Genomic DNA, 14,117 nt, shown 5'->3' with positions numbered 1-14,117 from the left:
GTTACTCGTCAAAGGCACTCAAGATCAGGAGCCGCCACCCCCGGGCAGCGTCCAATCGAAGTCCCGGGCATTGAGATCCTCGCTTGCCGGGTTGAAGTCGAGAACCCGAAAGTCTCCCACGCTGGGATCCACCTCGCCGTCGACGAGCCGCATTCCGGACCAGATGCCGATCACGCACGTACCTGGGTGCAGCCGGGCGTGCTTGACCTCGTTGCGAGTGAGGATCACTGACTTCCCTTGGCTTTGTGTCCCTTTGGCTTCGAGGTAGATCTTCTCGGTACCTTTGACAGCCAAGGCATCGTAGGGACTGTTCAACCGGGTGTCAGTGACGGTCCACCCTTGGTCCCGGTACTCCTTCATCAAACGATCCTGGGCGGCGTTTTCAATGGCTCGGCGGATGGCAGCATCCATCTGCAACCCCTGGCCCCGGGCATCCGGTAGATCGCTCGCATCAGAAGCATCCCCCGCAGCAGCACTGCCAGGCTCCGGGTCCGGTCCATACCAAATAGAGTTTCTGCTACCTGCCGGGTAGCTAACCTGCATACCAATCAGCGCGTCATGGATTGCGTGCCCCTCCGTCAGCACCCTGCCCAGCAGCGCCTTCTTCTGCCGTCCTGATGCGACGGTCACGACAGTGTGGTCAGGATTCAAGAGTTCGGCGACCAGCACGACGCGGCCTTGATAGTTGAGCGCCACCCATCGCTGTTGCGAGATGTTGCCAGCATCGAAGGACCAGTCCCCGCGATTGTTCGCCCACAGAGACTCCGCTGAGGCCTCCGGATCGTAGCCGTACCAGGAACGTCCAAGGGGATCGTTGGTCTCGGCCACCGTACGGTCGCAGAGTTTGATGTTGATGACCATGAATTGAGTATCGCCGATTGCCGCGACGCGACGCGACGCGACGCGACGGGAAGATGACGCCTTGGTTTGGAACGCCGGACCAGAGCAGGCCGCGTGATTGGGCGCTGTCCCGGGAACCTGTCCCCATTCAACTCAACGGCCTCCTGTGGTGATATGGGTACTGCCGAGCGGCTCGGATCAGGCATCAGAGTGTCTGGACAGGCCGCTCAACAACCCAGGGGGAACAATGAACATCAAGACTCGACTCGCGACCGCCGCAGGCGTCATCGCCATGTTGGCCGGCGGAGGCATCGCGGCCGCGGCGCCCGCCCAAGCAGCAAGCTATTACGCCGAAGAAATCGGCTACCACAGCACCAGCGCCAAGTGCTGGCAGAGGCTCTGGTCCAGGGAACGCGAGATCCGCAACGCCGGCGGCATCATCACAAAGGTCAACAACGCCTGCAACACCCACCACCGGGCCACCATCTACTGGCACAGCTAAGGGTTGCGGCAACCGGAGCTGTGCGGAGCATGAACTGGGACAGTTTTGAAGTGTCAGAGGCCCCGGGCAGCTGGGCCCTTCTGACGGAAACCGGATGGCACTCGATGCTGATCTGGGCCGCAGGTCCGGCCCGCGTCGTTAGGATACCCAAGGCGCATCAGGCTCAGTACCAAGTCGAAATTGATGACACCATCGACGAGTACATCCGTGAAGCCGCTATCCCGCCACGGCCGCGTGGCTTCGACTGGTTCCTGCAGCTCCCGCAGGGGATGTTGTTGGAGGAAGTAGACGCCCTACTAAACGAGGGTGTACGTCTGGGCGCGTCCAAGGCCCCCACCTCTGGTGAGGTTCTCGCAGTATTCCAACACGAGACCCAGCAGCTGTATCCACAATGAGCTCTCCATGCGGTGCCGCCGACCAACAAAGTGGCGCCGGAGCTCAAGTAGCTCCGCCACCACACGCTTAGCCCAGTCTTGACGCCCAGTACTGGCCCTGCTCCGAAGTTGCGGACAGAACTCGTGGCGGTGACACCGTCTCAGGCCACATCTGCACCAGGTACTCTTCAACAGCCGTCGAAGAGACCAAGTCGGGAGCCGCATCGCGGCCTACGGCGGACACACGGATTCTGTAGTCTCCGGCTTCGTCCGTTCCGATCTCTCCCAAGGCCGTCAGTTCCTCCATGGGTCCGCCGGCGGCCACCCGCCCTGCAGGAAGAGTGGTTGAGACTTCATGAACGTCCTCCTACCCTTCCAGAACAGGCTCGGGACGGGAGTCCAGGACGTCTACAGTCATGGCGACCGGCCCCGAGTTGATGCCAGTGTGAAACAGTGTGACCCGGAACAGCTGCTGTACTCCCCCGGCACGACTGGCTTGCAACGCCGCCACGGGATCAGACGGCGGGACAGGCTCCACCACAAACTCCACTACCTGCTCGGCGGCTCGTAGCCCGTAAACGCCTGAGATGATCATCGCTGCCTTATGAGATGTGTACGTTGGAAGCGTCCCCGTTGATGACACGCTTGGGAACGAAAAGTGCACTGTTCAGGCCACTGCCTGCCGCCGAGTTGGCGTTCGCATCAATCATGCAGACAGAGTAGCCTCGTATGTTCCATCGGGGCCGGCTGATCTGCATAAGGCCCTATTGGAAGGGAGGCCAAATGCCAGGGGTCAAGACGCACACTAGGATCTTTACGTCCGCGGCTGCCGTGCTTGTGGTGGTTATGACAATGACCGCATGCGCTGAGAAGGTGCCAAGCCCGACAATGTCAGACAAAGCGACACCGGAAAAGACAATCAGCGCAAGGGAAGGGCGGGACCGGGCGGTCGAACTCGTCATCAACACCACCAAGCAGCTCGACGTCACCGGCTGGTGGCCCCGTAACGGCGTCGGGTGGGCGCAGGAGTGCTCCCTAGGGTCGGGCGAGAAGGGAGCCAGCTATGGTTACGACCGCTGGGCACCCCAAGGAACGAACCATGTTGAAGACGCCAAACGCGTAGCCGAGTATTGGCAATCCCTGGGGATGACCGTACGCACCGTGAACCCAACGACACACCCGACCGTCTTCGCAGAGGGCGGTCCCGTCCTTCGGGCTGAGTTCGATACTGATGCATCTGACAAGTCGTACAGCATTGGTGCCACTGCCCCGTGCTCGCCGGGCGACGCGGTTACATTTAACGACGAAGACGAAGCAGAACGTAAACAAGGGAAAGTACTCCCCGGCGACGAAGGCCTAGTCGTTCGAGAAGATCCCACACAATAGCTCCACGAGGCAACCACAACCGCACCTGCCATTGAATATTGACCGTCGCTCATGCAGATCCTAGAGCTTCTACCACTACAGACGGAACCAGCTGAAAAGCTGACAGCGAATCCAGTTGATGGTGGAATCAGACAGACATAGTTTAGAAGTGGAAGCCCGCCGGTCCCCCATCGGCGGGCTTTCCTGTGTCAGTTTTGATTGTCGAGTGCCTGCAGTTGCGTCTCTGCATGCTGCAGTAATTGCTCGGCTTCCTCCTGGCTGTAAGGCGTGACGTGGATCCACTCCCAGCCTGCCCCGTTGTAGTCGTCATACACGGCAATGCGCGCGATCCGAAGTAATCGTCGCACCTCGGTCGGGGAAAGGGCAGCGCCGGCTTCCAGCTGTGCAATGAGCTCCCTCCGCCACGCGGTGAAGGCTACGGCGTCGTCAAAGCCGTGCTGCCGTGCGAAGACGTCGGAGGCTCTGGCCGGCCCTCCCCAGACACCAAGTGCCGTGTGGAAGAAGGTCCGCAGTTCCTTATCCAATGTTCTGGCTGGCCTGCCCGGGGCCGGAGTCCGGTTCAGTAGCTTCCGGTTTGAGCCGCAGGAGTCTGATCGTCTGCACGATGAGGCCGAACTGGAGGAACAGTATGAAGTACGGGAAGCTGCCATTGACTTCGAGGGTGTCGACGATGCTCAAGAGATCGGACGCCAGGCTGATCACGGCAATGACCAGGGCAGCGATGAGCGGCACCAAGGACGTGCTTCTCCGGGCGAGAATGTTCCAGATTCCCACCCCGACCAGGGCCAGAATGAGAAGAACGACGAGAGCATCAGCCACGACGACTTCGCTCTTTTGGCTCGCGGTGAGGGTTTCGAGAAGATACCCGTAGGTCGAGTACGCCCAGATCATGCTGTAGATATTGAAGGCACCAGCGATAAGAAGGGCTATTCCGACGCTGGTTCGTCCCCTGCGGAGTTGTTTCGTGTCCGCGGTTGGCCTTTCAGCTGCAGGTAAGTCGCTTGGGCGCGGAATTTGAAGGCTCATACGGGTTCCCTCTAAGAGTGCAGGGAGTACCCAGTGCGCCCCCATCGAGAACAATGTAGCAGTCGTCATGTCCGCTGCTGGCTCCGTTGCTGGGCAGCGACCAAGTCGAACACACGCTGCCTATACGCACACCCAGCAGTAGAGTCGCTGCCCGGAAGTCTCAGACCGTCGGGCGAGGCTGGCGAGGTCTTTCAGGAAGCCGGCAAGATCGGCGGGGTCAGCTGCGTCCCAAAACTCCTCGGTCTGGGACCACGGGACCGCCACCTGCTCAAGGGCTTCGTCCGTTGCGCTGGCCAGCGCCGCGGAGAGGGCATCGGTCAGGGTCAGTACGAGACGCTCCCCACCGTCCCGGTCCGCGACAGCATGACCACTCCGAGGATCGTCCATGACATCGTCAATTGACTTGCCGGTCAGCAGCTCTTCTAGTGTTCCCAGCTGCACGAACGGATCGATGCCATTGCCGGATACTGTGTCGAAAACTGTCTGCTCCGGGTCAGTCCCGTTCGTCGTTGCCGCGGGTCGGCGTTTGCGGCCGAAGATGCCTCGCGTGGGCTCTGGCGGCGGTACGATCGTCGCCGGGGATCCGGGACCGCCGACACGATCGATCACCGAGACTGCTTCCTCATCGGAAGCAGCAGAGAAGTAGTCATAGAGAACGCCCATGCAGGATATTCTCCATCACCAGAGAAAGGGTTTCCGCCAATGCACCTGGTTCAGCACATCGTTGACGCGGTCGACCGCTACTGGACGGTGGACGTCGAGATCATCGGCATCTGGGAGGACGGACCGGCCGCCTGCGTGGTGCACCGCCGCTCCATGGACCCAACCACGGTCCTGGGGCACCGGTTCGAGTTCACGCCCACCTCAGCGGACGGCACCATCGAAGGCTACGCGCGGGACATAGCGATCAACCTTGCCGAACCGATCGGAACCCTGGCGGCCACCGCTCGTCAGGATGAGCACGGCATCGTGTGGGTGGTCATCTCCGCTGACCAGTCGACGCCGGAGCCACCCGCCGAGATCCTGGAGAAGCTCGGCGATCGGTAGGACGTTAGTTCACTTCACCACAGCAGTTCGAGGCTGACGACATCAACTGCCGGCCTTGACCGCCGCCACTCCTCCATCAGTTGGTCCAAATCCGACTCGTGGCCGGCCACACCCAGTACTAGCGCATCCGACGCCGGTGCTGCGTGATCATGCCCCTCGCGCGGTGATCCATGTGAGCAGTCCGAACACATCATGCGCATTCCTGACCACTCGTCCATGCCAAGCCCGCGGCGACCGAGGGAATCCGCCAACACCTGAAGATCGCCTTGGTCCGCGCCGATTATCTGGGCTTGCCAGGTGGGGATCTCAGACGCTTCAAGCCTTTCAAGCTCATTGAACACGGACACCTCGCGCCCTTCGTAGAGGCGGGTCCCTTGCGGTTCACCATCGTGGAGGAGAACGTCCCTGAACCTGTGACCCGATTCGGGCATTGGAACGCTGGTGATCACCGCGTGGGCGGGACTCCGCCGCCAGCACCAGACGACTTCGGTTTCGCCGGCAGCGGGCAGCAGCTGGTGTGGAAGGCTTGCCCGGTCCGGATTAATCCGCACCGGTGTCATCCCACAGTCCTCGTCGATGGGGCCGGTCTCGCCGTCGAAACCTGCCAGACCGTAGGCCGCCCACGCCGTCCTGGCCGTCGACCAATCCCCCAAGGCGGTGGCAGCGATCCCCAGATTCCAAGCCGCCGGGTTAGCACCACCGAACTCAGAGGCCTCCCGTTCGGTGAACAACTCCAGTGCACGCTGATTCCGCTGCGCGCTTTCGGCCCAGTTACCGCGGGCCTTCGACAACAGACCTGCCTCGAACCAACTGAAGAAGACCTCCGGAGCGACCTCCAGGAGTTCGGAAGCGTACCTTTCGGCGCCATCAACATCGCTTGCCTCATTGGCAGCCTGCCAGTCGCTCCACACCTGGCGAGGTGCCCGCTTCTTCTTAAACCCTGACCACATGCGTCCACTCATCCGACAAGTATGCTGCCCAAACCGGGCCACCTGAAACTCCGCGAACGTCGAGAACGCCCAAGTTACGTCGTCCTCGGAGGGTTGTAGATGCCGGGTGGTAGGTCAAGCGGTTCGCGGTTGCGGAGGGCTTCGGGAATGACGGTCGCGACCGCGAGTGGTGTCATCTTCATGTACTCGTCGGAGTATATTGCGGAGTATTCGGCAGGGATCCACGGCAGGTTTTCGGGGCCGAGGTTCTCGGAAATCTGGTGGCGGTCGAGGAGCTCGTCACTGAAAGCGCGGAACAAGCCTCCAGAGTGCTCGGTAGCCTCGGGGCCTAGGAACCGCCTTATGTCCGGTGCTAGTCGCGGCCCGGCCCATACCCACCACAGAGGGTATGGGGGGAATCCCACCCACTGGGTGGGCGGGATATAGAAGTACGGTTTACGACGTAGATCCCTGCCTCTGAGCACTTCGGCTGATGCGTAGACGGCCCCGAGCTCAGTTGCCACAACGAGAAAGAAGCGCCGCAGATTGGTCCTCAGCGTGTCGTTGGTCAGGGCATGTCCATCCACGGCCAAGGTGATTTCGGTGAAAGGATTACCTCGTGCAGCTTCCGGGCCGTCGATCGCGCCGTATCTCACCGGCGAGGGATTCTTGTAGTGCACCTGCCATTTGTTGGCTTCGCTGTTGTAGTACTCGGCGATGAACCCTTCAGCACCTTCTGAGTCGAACCGCTTGTAAGGCTCATAGTCGGCGAAGCGCACCGGAACAGCTTCCGGCAGAACCTCTTGGGCTATGCGAAGGTAACGTTCGAGGAAGTCCTCGGGGAGATCATCTGCCAGGAGCATCCAGCTCATCCACACATCGTTGACGATGCGGGCCTCTTTAACTTTCAGCGGTGCAGCTACACGAGGTTGGGGCCACACTTCTGCGGTCTGCTCGTCCATGACTACGCCGTGGCAGGCTTTGGCCAGTCATCGTCGGGTACGTGTTCTTCCGTGACCGGCTCTCCATGCCCGAATTCGATCTGTCTTCCCTGACGTTCGAACCGGGCCCGCTCATCATCGGCGCCTTACTGCTCCTGTCAGGCTTCACCCTGTTCACCGCGGTGCTCGTCGCCATTGGTGCGATCATGCCGACCGCGAAGGAAGCAGGGGTCATCTTCGGCCCGCTCATGGCCCTGATCTTCATCCCGTTCTATGCGATCAGCCTCATCCTGTCCGACCCGTCAGCGCCCATCGTGCAGGTGTTCACGTACTTCCCGCTCTCGGCCCCGGTCACGGCCATGCTCCGCAACGGCTTCGGCACCCTCGGCACCGGAGAGGCGATCTTCATCATCGCCATGCTCTTCATCCTGGGCGTCCTGATCCTGCGCCTGGCAGTCCACCTGTTCCGTTACGGCTCCATCCAGTACTCCAGCAAGCTCAACATCGCCAAGACCCTCCGCCGCCGGCCAACCGAACTCGCCGGCAAGTAGAGAGGGGACGTATCCGATGACAGCCGGACGCTGGCTTTACGTCGCCATAGCCTCAACGATCCTCGTCGTCTCCGTGGTCATGGCCCTACAAGGCTCCAGCGGGCTCTGGTTCACGGCGGTGGCCATGGCGCTGGCAGTGATTTCAGTCTTGTGGCGATCCAGGCAAGAGAAGAACAGAGATCAGGACGTTCCTCAGGAATGACAGCCTCCACGAAGGACTCTCAGCGAAATGTCCCAAGAATCACCGGCGGCGGATGGTTGGGCATCGGCTTCGGTTTGCTGATCCTTACGGCCTCCACGACCTACTGGGCTTGGTGGGCCGGGTTCGATCTTTGGCCCGAGCAGCAGTCCGCCGCCTACTACAGGGACCAGATCCCTTACCGCCGAACAGTCGTGGCAGTGTCCGTCGCAGTGGCGGCAGTGGCTGCCTTAGTGGCCGGTTACTCGGTGTTCGCCCGGCCCCGTAACGTCCTCCGGGGCATCACCGGGTCTGTTGTCGTCGTGATCTGCCTGGCCGCCGCCGTTCTGTGCTGGATCCTCGGGACCGAGGCCATCCGCAGAGCCACATACTGGGCCGAGCACACCACCGGTCAGTGGTAGAGCCTTGTTTGAACGCTTATAACCTAAGTTAGGTTTTCCCGGCTATTGTTATTTGACAACGCAACCTAGGTTATGGGATGAACGAAATGGAACAGGACCTGGTCCTCTCGCAGGCGATGTTGCTGTTGCGCGAAGCGGACGTGCGGATCACAGGCGGCAACCTCGATGCACTGTCTTTGACGCTCCCGGACAGCAGCGTCCGGGAAGTGAAGGTGCAGCTGGCTGCCACTCCCCCGACGCCCAGTAAGCTGCGGGCCATCCTTGAACGGGAGACTCGGACGCTGATTGTCACGTTCCGCCCAACCGAGCGACTCACCGAAGCGGCTCTCCAGGACAAGGTTGACCTGATTACAATCGCTCCGGTCTCAGTCATCATCGGCGGTGTTCAGCGCCTGGAACCACGCCATAAGCCCGAAGCCATTGAGAAGACCCACGGGCGGGCGCCGTGGGGCCGGTGGGCATTGCTGCGCGCCTTGGCCCTCGCAGATGGGCCGCAAACGCAGCAGGAGCTCGCAGCAGCGGCCGGCATTAGCCAGCCGGCGGTGAACAAGCACCTGAAAACGCTGGAGTCTTTCGTTGACCGGGATCAGTGGGGCTGGCACGCCCATGACGTTGACGCCATCGTCACGTGGTTGCTCGCCAATTACCCCGGGCCCCGGGGTGTGACGTCCTATTGGTATGGGCTGGAATCCCCGGCTGAGCAAGCCAAGAAGGCCGCCGAATACGCCACTGAGCTGGGAGCATCACCCTTGGTCTCCGGGGACGCCGCAGCGGACCTTTACGCGCCCTGGCGGTTGCCGGACAGCGCCGTCGTCTATGTCCATGAAGCCGTGGATTTCACCGATGCCGGCTTCGCCCCCGCCACTCCGGAGGAAGCAACGCTTATCACCACTGTCCCTGAAGACTTCACCCTGTGGGCCACCGCGTCCCTGGTGCACCACCCGGAGGGGATCACCTTGGCCGACCCGCTGATCACGCTCCGGGACGTCATGGCCGGAGACGCCGTCGACACCCAAGAGGCAGCTGACCAGCTCCGCAAGGTCATCGTGGAGAAAGCTGCTCGATGAAGACCATCAACGTCATCTCCACGTCCAACGCAGCAAATCTTGGGTATCGGGCGCTGGCCGACGTCGCCGAAGCGGCTGCTGGCTTGGATTACGACGAATACCGCATTGTGGGCGGGCATATGGTGCAGCTGCTATTGCACGTGTACCCGACCACGGCTGCTATCGAGCGCAGTACCGCCGATGCCGATGCTGGCATCCAGGAAGCCACAGCCGCTGGCCAAGCCCTGCATGAGCTCCTTCTGGACCAGGGCTACGAAGAAGCCAAAGGCAACCACTACATCCGGCGCGATGAGGACGAGGAAATTCACATCGATTTGCTTGTGCCGCGCTCCGGAAGTGCCAAGACAGCGATCCTGAACGGCCGAAGATTCGATGCCATCCCCGGGCTTAGATTCGCGTTGGGCGCAAGCCGTCTCATAGTGGTAGTCAAAGTGATGTTGCACGAAGGCGGCGACTTGCATTTCACAGTCCCGGTGCCCGACGTCGAAGCTGCACTGGTCCTTAAGGCCCTCGCTTGGAAATCACGTAAGGCCGACAAAGACCTGGCCGACATCTCCACTCTGATGGAGATCCTCCATGAGCACAAAGACTCCCTGAGCAACTGGGGCTACGCTAACGAACGGCTGGCAGCCCGCGGGGAAAGGAAAGACGCCGCCGCGGTCCTTCATGAGATCGTCGCACTGGCCAATGCACGACGCATACAACCGTTCAGAGGGCTGCAGTCGCCCGCCAAGTTGTCCCTTCTGATCCGCCAGCACATCCCGGCACCCTCTAAACCTTAGGCTTGGCCGGTTCAGCTTCAGACATGGAGCAGTTCGTTGATGACGCGTTGTCCGGCGCTGCGGTCGCGGGTTGCCAGTGAGTCCATGAGGTCCACGGCGATGGCTGCCACCGGCGCCCGGCCGTCGGCAAAGGGTTCATGCATGGGCGTTTGGTCATCCCGGTGATCGACAGGCTAACGGGCGGAGTCTCCTGCTGTTCCACACAAGCGCAGGATCTTGTCGACAACGCCCGTGAGCGGAGCTGTGGCGTCGATGGCGATGCAACCGGAGTATGTGATCCCGTTCCGCTTGCCTGCCCTGCCCTCCCCACTCGTCGTCCGGCCGGTCGTCGAGCCGGCGAGCCAAGGTTTCGGTGTCGACCTCGAGCACGAAGACGCCGTTGAACAGGTCAATAAACTTCGCGACGTTTCGCGATCCCCCACACAAGAACGTCACAGTATCGCGCTGATCTGAGACGAGCGCCTTCACTTTGTCGACCCGCCAAAGGTGGTGATCGTGAACGGCAAGACCAGTGATGTCCTCCATCGGCGCCCCGGTCTCCGGATCACCCTGGTACGCGAGTTCGCGATCGCCGTGAACGACGTGGTAACCGCGCCTTGCCAGCTCCTCGCACACAGAGGTCTTCCCAGTTCCGGAACCGCCCTCAATGAGAAAGTTTCTCCTGCCCATAGTGAATGGTAGTCAGACACTGCCGGCAGAAGGCATCGGTGCTGGCAAGGCAAATCCACCGTTGGCCAAGCCATCCAACGCGAGGCGCATGGCATCACACTGGTATTGGCGGTCTTACATTAGGAATGCCGTGCCAGCTGCGGGAACTTGTTCTCCCACAAATCCCGGACTCGAACGGGAAGCATCAACTCGCCCCATACCTTCACCAAAAGGCCGGCGTTGAGCAGCTGCTCGTGGTCTACCCGCGTTCCTTCACGCAGGATCGCCTGATATGCCTTGTACACACCTTCGAGCTGCCCCAGATCACAATCAGTCTCCGGCCCCCAGTAAACGTGCTGCGGCAGCTTGAGAACACCCTCCCCCGGCCCTTGCAGCTTTTCAAGGCTTTCGGCCACCTCGTAGGGGATCACGTCCTGAATCAGGACGCGCGGTTCCATCGGGTGGCGGCTCTGGTTCCTGGGCTTGGGGGTAGACATTGGTCTCTCGTGTTTGTAGGGCGTGGATTGCCGCTGGACTCAGGCTACCCACATGCACCCGTGAACGGACTGCGTATCGGACAAGCTACCCGAACACCTTCTTGCTCTCCAGGATGTCCGTCCTCCACCGACTGCCGGTCCATTCGAGGCGGCACGTCCACCGATGAGCGTCGCTGTACCCCTGGTAGACGATGTTGGTCTTGTACAAATCGCCAACAAGAACATCTGCTTGAACGATCTCGGTCCCGCTGCTGTGAGGCTGCTTCTTGATCAGTTCCTTGCAGGTCTTGAACCCGTTCGCTTTCGTTTTCTCCGCGACCGGGCACTCACAGAACCAGCCGGCACCACGGCCGAAATCCCCAGCCCTGCAAGTGCAAGGGCCACCGCTACCCAGACACCAATCAGCACCCGCATCAGTGTGCCCAGTCGTTTGCGCGGCTTCTTTGGTCCAAACCACGTCACTTCGCTCATCGGCACCTGCCGGAATGGTTCCGGAACCGGAGCCTGGCTTGGTGGTTGCCGCGGCGGAATCGGCTGCCCGGTCGTCACGGAAAGGATGCGGACGCCCTGCAACTGGATTAACGGCAGGGTCTGTAGCCACTGATGTCCGTCCCAGTAGCTGGCCATGTCAGGTCGCGCCGGATCCCAATACCAATCCGCGTGGTTCAAATCGTTACTCGTTTCTTGAAGGCCGACCTGTTGATGCCGGTCATGAAGTCCTGTCCTTGATGATCTGGTTCAGTGTCTCGTCGTCAGGGCAGGGCTGATCATCGTACGGGCACCGGCCCTCCGCCAAGGCCGCCAGACCACCGATAGCTTCGACGCACATCGTGCAGATCATGTTGGCTTCCATCATGATCGACGGGTCGGACTCCTCGTACCCGCAAGCAGCCTTCCGCCATTCCAGGTCCCGGCAGCAGATCACGTGCGCCAGCTCGTCAGGGTTGTCGTTCAGCGTGAACTTCGCCTCCCAGGCCGGCACCCTAACAAGCTCCATCGCCCCGCCATCAGCCAGCGTCGGAGTATCCATCGTCGTCTCGGTCATACTCTCCCCCAATCAAGGGACATCGTACCCAGCGGCTCCTGCTGCAGCGCGGAAGGCCGGTGCTGCCAGGGTTGCGTCGAGCGGGCAAGTGCAAGCCTGGGTAGTCAAGAGTCCAAGCTGATTACCGATCCTCGGCCCCTTTCATGGGGACGTTATAGAGCAACTGGCAACCCTCAGGACGGTGCGGTAGTGCTCGTCGGTAGGACGACGAGGTGCTCGTCGCTCGGCGGAACGATGGGGCCAGCGACCAAGATGCGCTGGGCATTCAGGACCAGCCAGCGACCGCATTGCCGTTCGACGCCAGCCAACACCGATTAGGACCAGGCGAACCGCTATGCATCACTCGGCAGATCACCATCTGAGTATCCACAGGATCCGGGTCCAAACTGCTCGTTCGCGGGGGCTGAATCAGGGATCTGACTCTAGAAACCTGCCCAAAAGAGTTTCGCATGTTCGTCGTCGTGGAACCCTGCTGGGAAGCTAGGTGTACTGAGTCAGGACGTTGGTTACATCGTGAATAGGTGAAGACCTCTTAGGTTGGTGGTTACCACACACAGCCAACGACTAAGAGGTCTTCATGTCCCACCGTAATGCCCGCTTGACCCCGACCGGTAGGCGGATCCTTATCGAGCGCGTCCTCGCCGGCCGTCCCGTGGCCCATGTGGCCAAAGAAATGGGCATCTCAAGGACCTGCGCGCACCGCTGGATCAGCCGGTACCGCACCCATGGCTGGGCCGGCCTCGAGGACCGCAGCTCCCGCCCAAGGTCGTGCCCACACGCGACTTCTGCTGCGCTGGTTGCCGATGTCCTGACCCAGCGCGTGAAGCACCGCGAAGGGCCAGCGGGCCTGGCAGCCCGGTGCGGGACGAGCGCCCGGACGGTCTCCCGCATTCTGACCCGCGCGGGCATGCCCCGGCTGTGGGACCTGGACCCGGTGACCGGGGAACGGATCCGGGCATCCCGTGCCACGGACCGCCGGTACGAGCGCGACGCTCCCGGAGACATGATCCACATCGACGTCAAGAAACTAGGCCGGATTCCCGACGGCGGCGGCTGGCGGGCAGACCCGAACCAATCCGCCCGCAACCACTCAACAGGCCATACAAGGGTCGGTTTCGACTACGTCCACGTGGCCGTCGATGACCACACTCGTCTGGCCTACGCCGAGGTCCTGCCCGACGAGAAAGGCCCGACCTGCGCAGGGTTCCTCACCCGGGCCGCAGCGGCCATGGCAGCCAACGGCGCGCCAGTCAGACGGGTCATGACCGACAACGCCTTTGCCTACCGGTTATCGAAAGATTTCCAGGACGCACTCGCTGCACTGGGCGCCAAGCACGTCCTGATCAAACCCCGCCATCCCTGGCAGAACGGCAAAGCAGAACGCTTCAACCGCACCCTTCAAGAAGGCTGGGCCTACCGCCAACCATTCACTTCCAACCAGGCCCGGACAGACGCCCTGCAGCCATGGCTAGACTTCTACAACAACCACCGGCCGCACGGCAGCCTCGGAGGCAAACCACCCATCAGCAGGTGCAAACAACCTACTGACTGAGTACAGCTAGCTGACAATGAACCTAACGACGCGAAAGGACAAGAGGCGGACGATGCGCTCGAGCAATGCGGACGACACCACTACCCCAACTCCTCAGGAAGACTCCAACCATATACCTAGCAAATGGAGTCCTGCTGATCGCCGCGTACAGGTAGCGGCTGCTCGATTGCGGACAACTCTGGACGAGCGCCTTGGGCGCGACACGCCGCCCGCCGTGAAGGCCCTAGCCAAGCAAGATCTCTGACGTCGCCCTACGTCGTTGATCGACCGTATGGGACCTTAGGCAGCAAGGGCGACAGTTTCTAAAAGCATCCGCCCTCGGTACAGTAG

General features: G+C 61.3%; 23 protein-coding genes. 10 read left to right on the top strand and 13 right to left on the bottom strand.

Annotated elements, in window-relative coordinates; translation table 11 throughout:
- Positions 1-24: 24 nt before the first annotated feature.
- Positions 25-861 carry a protein NO VEIN domain-containing protein gene (locus ACZ5G6_RS04750; RefSeq protein ID WP_498689760.1) on the bottom strand — a complete coding sequence of 279 codons (837 nt, stop codon included), beginning with the start codon at positions 859-861 and terminating at the stop codon, positions 25-27.
- Between the two features lie 226 nt (positions 862-1,087).
- Between ACZ5G6_RS04750 and ACZ5G6_RS04745 the strand changes: the two genes are divergently transcribed.
- Both ACZ5G6_RS04745 and ACZ5G6_RS04740 read left to right on the top strand, forming a co-directional pair.
- Positions 1,088-1,342, top strand: a complete 255-nt coding sequence (locus ACZ5G6_RS04745) for a hypothetical protein (RefSeq protein WP_498689758.1) — start codon at positions 1,088-1,090, stop codon at positions 1,340-1,342.
- Between the two features lie 29 nt (positions 1,343-1,371).
- The gene (locus ACZ5G6_RS04740) at positions 1,372-1,737 is read left to right on the top strand and encodes a DUF5956 family protein (protein WP_498689757.1); all 366 of its coding nucleotides are present in this window, start codon (positions 1,372-1,374) and stop codon (positions 1,735-1,737) included.
- A 67-nt stretch (positions 1,738-1,804) separates the two neighbouring features.
- Here ACZ5G6_RS04740 and ACZ5G6_RS04735 read toward each other — a convergent pair whose 3' ends face one another.
- Positions 1,805-2,023: a hypothetical protein gene (locus ACZ5G6_RS04735; RefSeq protein ID WP_498689754.1), complete on the bottom strand. Its 219-nt coding sequence runs from the start codon at positions 2,021-2,023 to the stop codon at positions 1,805-1,807.
- A gap of 60 nt (positions 2,024-2,083) precedes the next feature.
- The gene (locus ACZ5G6_RS04730) at positions 2,084-2,311 is read right to left on the bottom strand and encodes a hypothetical protein (protein ID WP_498689751.1); all 228 of its coding nucleotides are present in this window, start codon (positions 2,309-2,311) and stop codon (positions 2,084-2,086) included.
- Positions 2,312-2,604: 293 nt separating this feature from the next.
- Here ACZ5G6_RS04730 and ACZ5G6_RS04725 point away from each other — a divergent pair, with 293 nt between their 5' ends.
- Positions 2,605-3,102 (top strand): hypothetical protein, encoded by a 498-nt coding sequence (locus ACZ5G6_RS04725; protein ID WP_498689749.1) that lies wholly within the window; start codon positions 2,605-2,607, stop codon positions 3,100-3,102.
- A gap of 188 nt (positions 3,103-3,290) precedes the next feature.
- On the opposite strand, the gene ACZ5G6_RS04720 is transcribed toward ACZ5G6_RS04725, so the two are convergent.
- From ACZ5G6_RS04720 to ACZ5G6_RS04710, 3 genes are all read right to left on the bottom strand, one after another.
- A complete protein-coding gene (locus ACZ5G6_RS04720) occupies positions 3,291-3,626 on the bottom strand; it encodes a hypothetical protein (protein WP_498689748.1) in 336 nt (111 codons plus the stop codon).
- Positions 3,619-4,128 (bottom strand): hypothetical protein, encoded by a 510-nt coding sequence (locus ACZ5G6_RS04715; RefSeq protein ID WP_498689747.1) that lies wholly within the window; start codon positions 4,126-4,128, stop codon positions 3,619-3,621. The genes ACZ5G6_RS04720 and ACZ5G6_RS04715 overlap by 8 nt, the downstream gene beginning before the upstream one ends.
- A 120-nt stretch (positions 4,129-4,248) precedes the next feature.
- On the bottom strand, positions 4,249-4,791 hold the full coding sequence (locus ACZ5G6_RS04710; RefSeq protein ID WP_498689745.1) for a hypothetical protein: 543 nt from the start codon (positions 4,789-4,791) through the stop codon (positions 4,249-4,251).
- A 39-nt stretch (positions 4,792-4,830) separates the two neighbouring features.
- On the opposite strand from ACZ5G6_RS04710, the gene ACZ5G6_RS04705 reads away from it, so the two are divergent.
- Complete coding sequence (locus tag ACZ5G6_RS04705) at positions 4,831-5,175, top strand: hypothetical protein (protein WP_498689744.1); 345 nt, start codon at positions 4,831-4,833, stop codon at positions 5,173-5,175.
- 14 nt (positions 5,176-5,189) lie between these two features.
- Here the strand turns inward: ACZ5G6_RS04705 and ACZ5G6_RS04700 are convergent, their stop codons facing one another.
- Together ACZ5G6_RS04700 and ACZ5G6_RS04695 are read right to left on the bottom strand one after the other, a co-directional pair.
- The gene (locus ACZ5G6_RS04700; protein WP_498689742.1) at positions 5,190-6,137 is read right to left on the bottom strand and encodes a tetratricopeptide repeat protein; all 948 of its coding nucleotides are present in this window, start codon (positions 6,135-6,137) and stop codon (positions 5,190-5,192) included.
- Between the two features lie 62 nt (positions 6,138-6,199).
- Positions 6,200-7,066 (bottom strand): hypothetical protein, encoded by an 867-nt coding sequence (locus ACZ5G6_RS04695; protein WP_498689741.1) that lies wholly within the window; start codon positions 7,064-7,066, stop codon positions 6,200-6,202.
- 65 nt (positions 7,067-7,131) lie between these two features.
- On the opposite strand from ACZ5G6_RS04695, the gene ACZ5G6_RS04690 reads away from it, so the two are divergent.
- The 5 genes from ACZ5G6_RS04690 (at position 7,132) to ACZ5G6_RS04670 (ending at position 10,045) form a co-directional block, all read left to right on the top strand.
- On the top strand, positions 7,132-7,596 hold the full coding sequence (locus tag ACZ5G6_RS04690) for an ABC transporter permease (protein WP_498689739.1): 465 nt from the start codon (positions 7,132-7,134) through the stop codon (positions 7,594-7,596).
- 16 nt (positions 7,597-7,612) lie between these two features.
- Positions 7,613-7,798, top strand: coding sequence for a hypothetical protein (locus ACZ5G6_RS04685; RefSeq protein ID WP_498689737.1), 186 nt, complete (start codon positions 7,613-7,615; stop codon positions 7,796-7,798).
- Positions 7,795-8,196 (top strand): hypothetical protein, encoded by a 402-nt coding sequence (locus ACZ5G6_RS04680; RefSeq protein WP_498689735.1) that lies wholly within the window; start codon positions 7,795-7,797, stop codon positions 8,194-8,196. The genes ACZ5G6_RS04685 and ACZ5G6_RS04680 overlap by 4 nt, the downstream gene beginning before the upstream one ends.
- Before the next feature lie 77 nt (positions 8,197-8,273).
- Positions 8,274-9,263, top strand: coding sequence for an ArsR family transcriptional regulator (locus tag ACZ5G6_RS04675; protein WP_498689733.1), 990 nt, complete (start codon positions 8,274-8,276; stop codon positions 9,261-9,263).
- The gene (locus ACZ5G6_RS04670) at positions 9,260-10,045 is read left to right on the top strand and encodes a hypothetical protein (protein ID WP_498689732.1); all 786 of its coding nucleotides are present in this window, start codon (positions 9,260-9,262) and stop codon (positions 10,043-10,045) included. The genes ACZ5G6_RS04675 and ACZ5G6_RS04670 overlap by 4 nt, the downstream gene beginning before the upstream one ends.
- A gap of 17 nt (positions 10,046-10,062) precedes the next feature.
- On the opposite strand, the gene ACZ5G6_RS04665 is transcribed toward ACZ5G6_RS04670, so the two are convergent.
- From ACZ5G6_RS04665 to ACZ5G6_RS04645, 5 genes are all read right to left on the bottom strand, one after another.
- Positions 10,063-10,188, bottom strand: coding sequence for a hypothetical protein (locus ACZ5G6_RS04665; protein WP_498689730.1), 126 nt, complete (start codon positions 10,186-10,188; stop codon positions 10,063-10,065).
- 10 nt (positions 10,189-10,198) lie between these two features.
- The gene (locus tag ACZ5G6_RS04660; protein ID WP_498689728.1) at positions 10,199-10,714 is read right to left on the bottom strand and encodes an AAA family ATPase; all 516 of its coding nucleotides are present in this window, start codon (positions 10,712-10,714) and stop codon (positions 10,199-10,201) included.
- Between the two features lie 119 nt (positions 10,715-10,833).
- A complete protein-coding gene (locus ACZ5G6_RS04655; RefSeq protein ID WP_498689726.1) occupies positions 10,834-11,190 on the bottom strand; it encodes a transcriptional regulator in 357 nt (118 codons plus the stop codon).
- Between the two features lie 85 nt (positions 11,191-11,275).
- Positions 11,276-11,791: a hypothetical protein gene (locus ACZ5G6_RS04650; protein WP_498689723.1), complete on the bottom strand. Its 516-nt coding sequence runs from the start codon at positions 11,789-11,791 to the stop codon at positions 11,276-11,278.
- A 108-nt stretch (positions 11,792-11,899) separates the two neighbouring features.
- Positions 11,900-12,235, bottom strand: a complete 336-nt coding sequence (locus tag ACZ5G6_RS04645; protein WP_498689722.1) for a hypothetical protein — start codon at positions 12,233-12,235, stop codon at positions 11,900-11,902.
- A 577-nt stretch (positions 12,236-12,812) separates the two neighbouring features.
- On the opposite strand from ACZ5G6_RS04645, the gene ACZ5G6_RS04640 reads away from it, so the two are divergent.
- The gene (locus tag ACZ5G6_RS04640) at positions 12,813-13,787 is read left to right on the top strand and encodes an IS481 family transposase (protein WP_223936064.1); all 975 of its coding nucleotides are present in this window, start codon (positions 12,813-12,815) and stop codon (positions 13,785-13,787) included.
- The last annotated feature ends 330 nt before the right edge of the window (positions 13,788-14,117 follow it).

The organism is Arthrobacter sp. TmtSoilC51, assembly GCF_055388015.1.
Note: the sequence above shows the minus strand (reverse complement) of the source record. Positions and strands in the feature narration are given on the sequence as shown.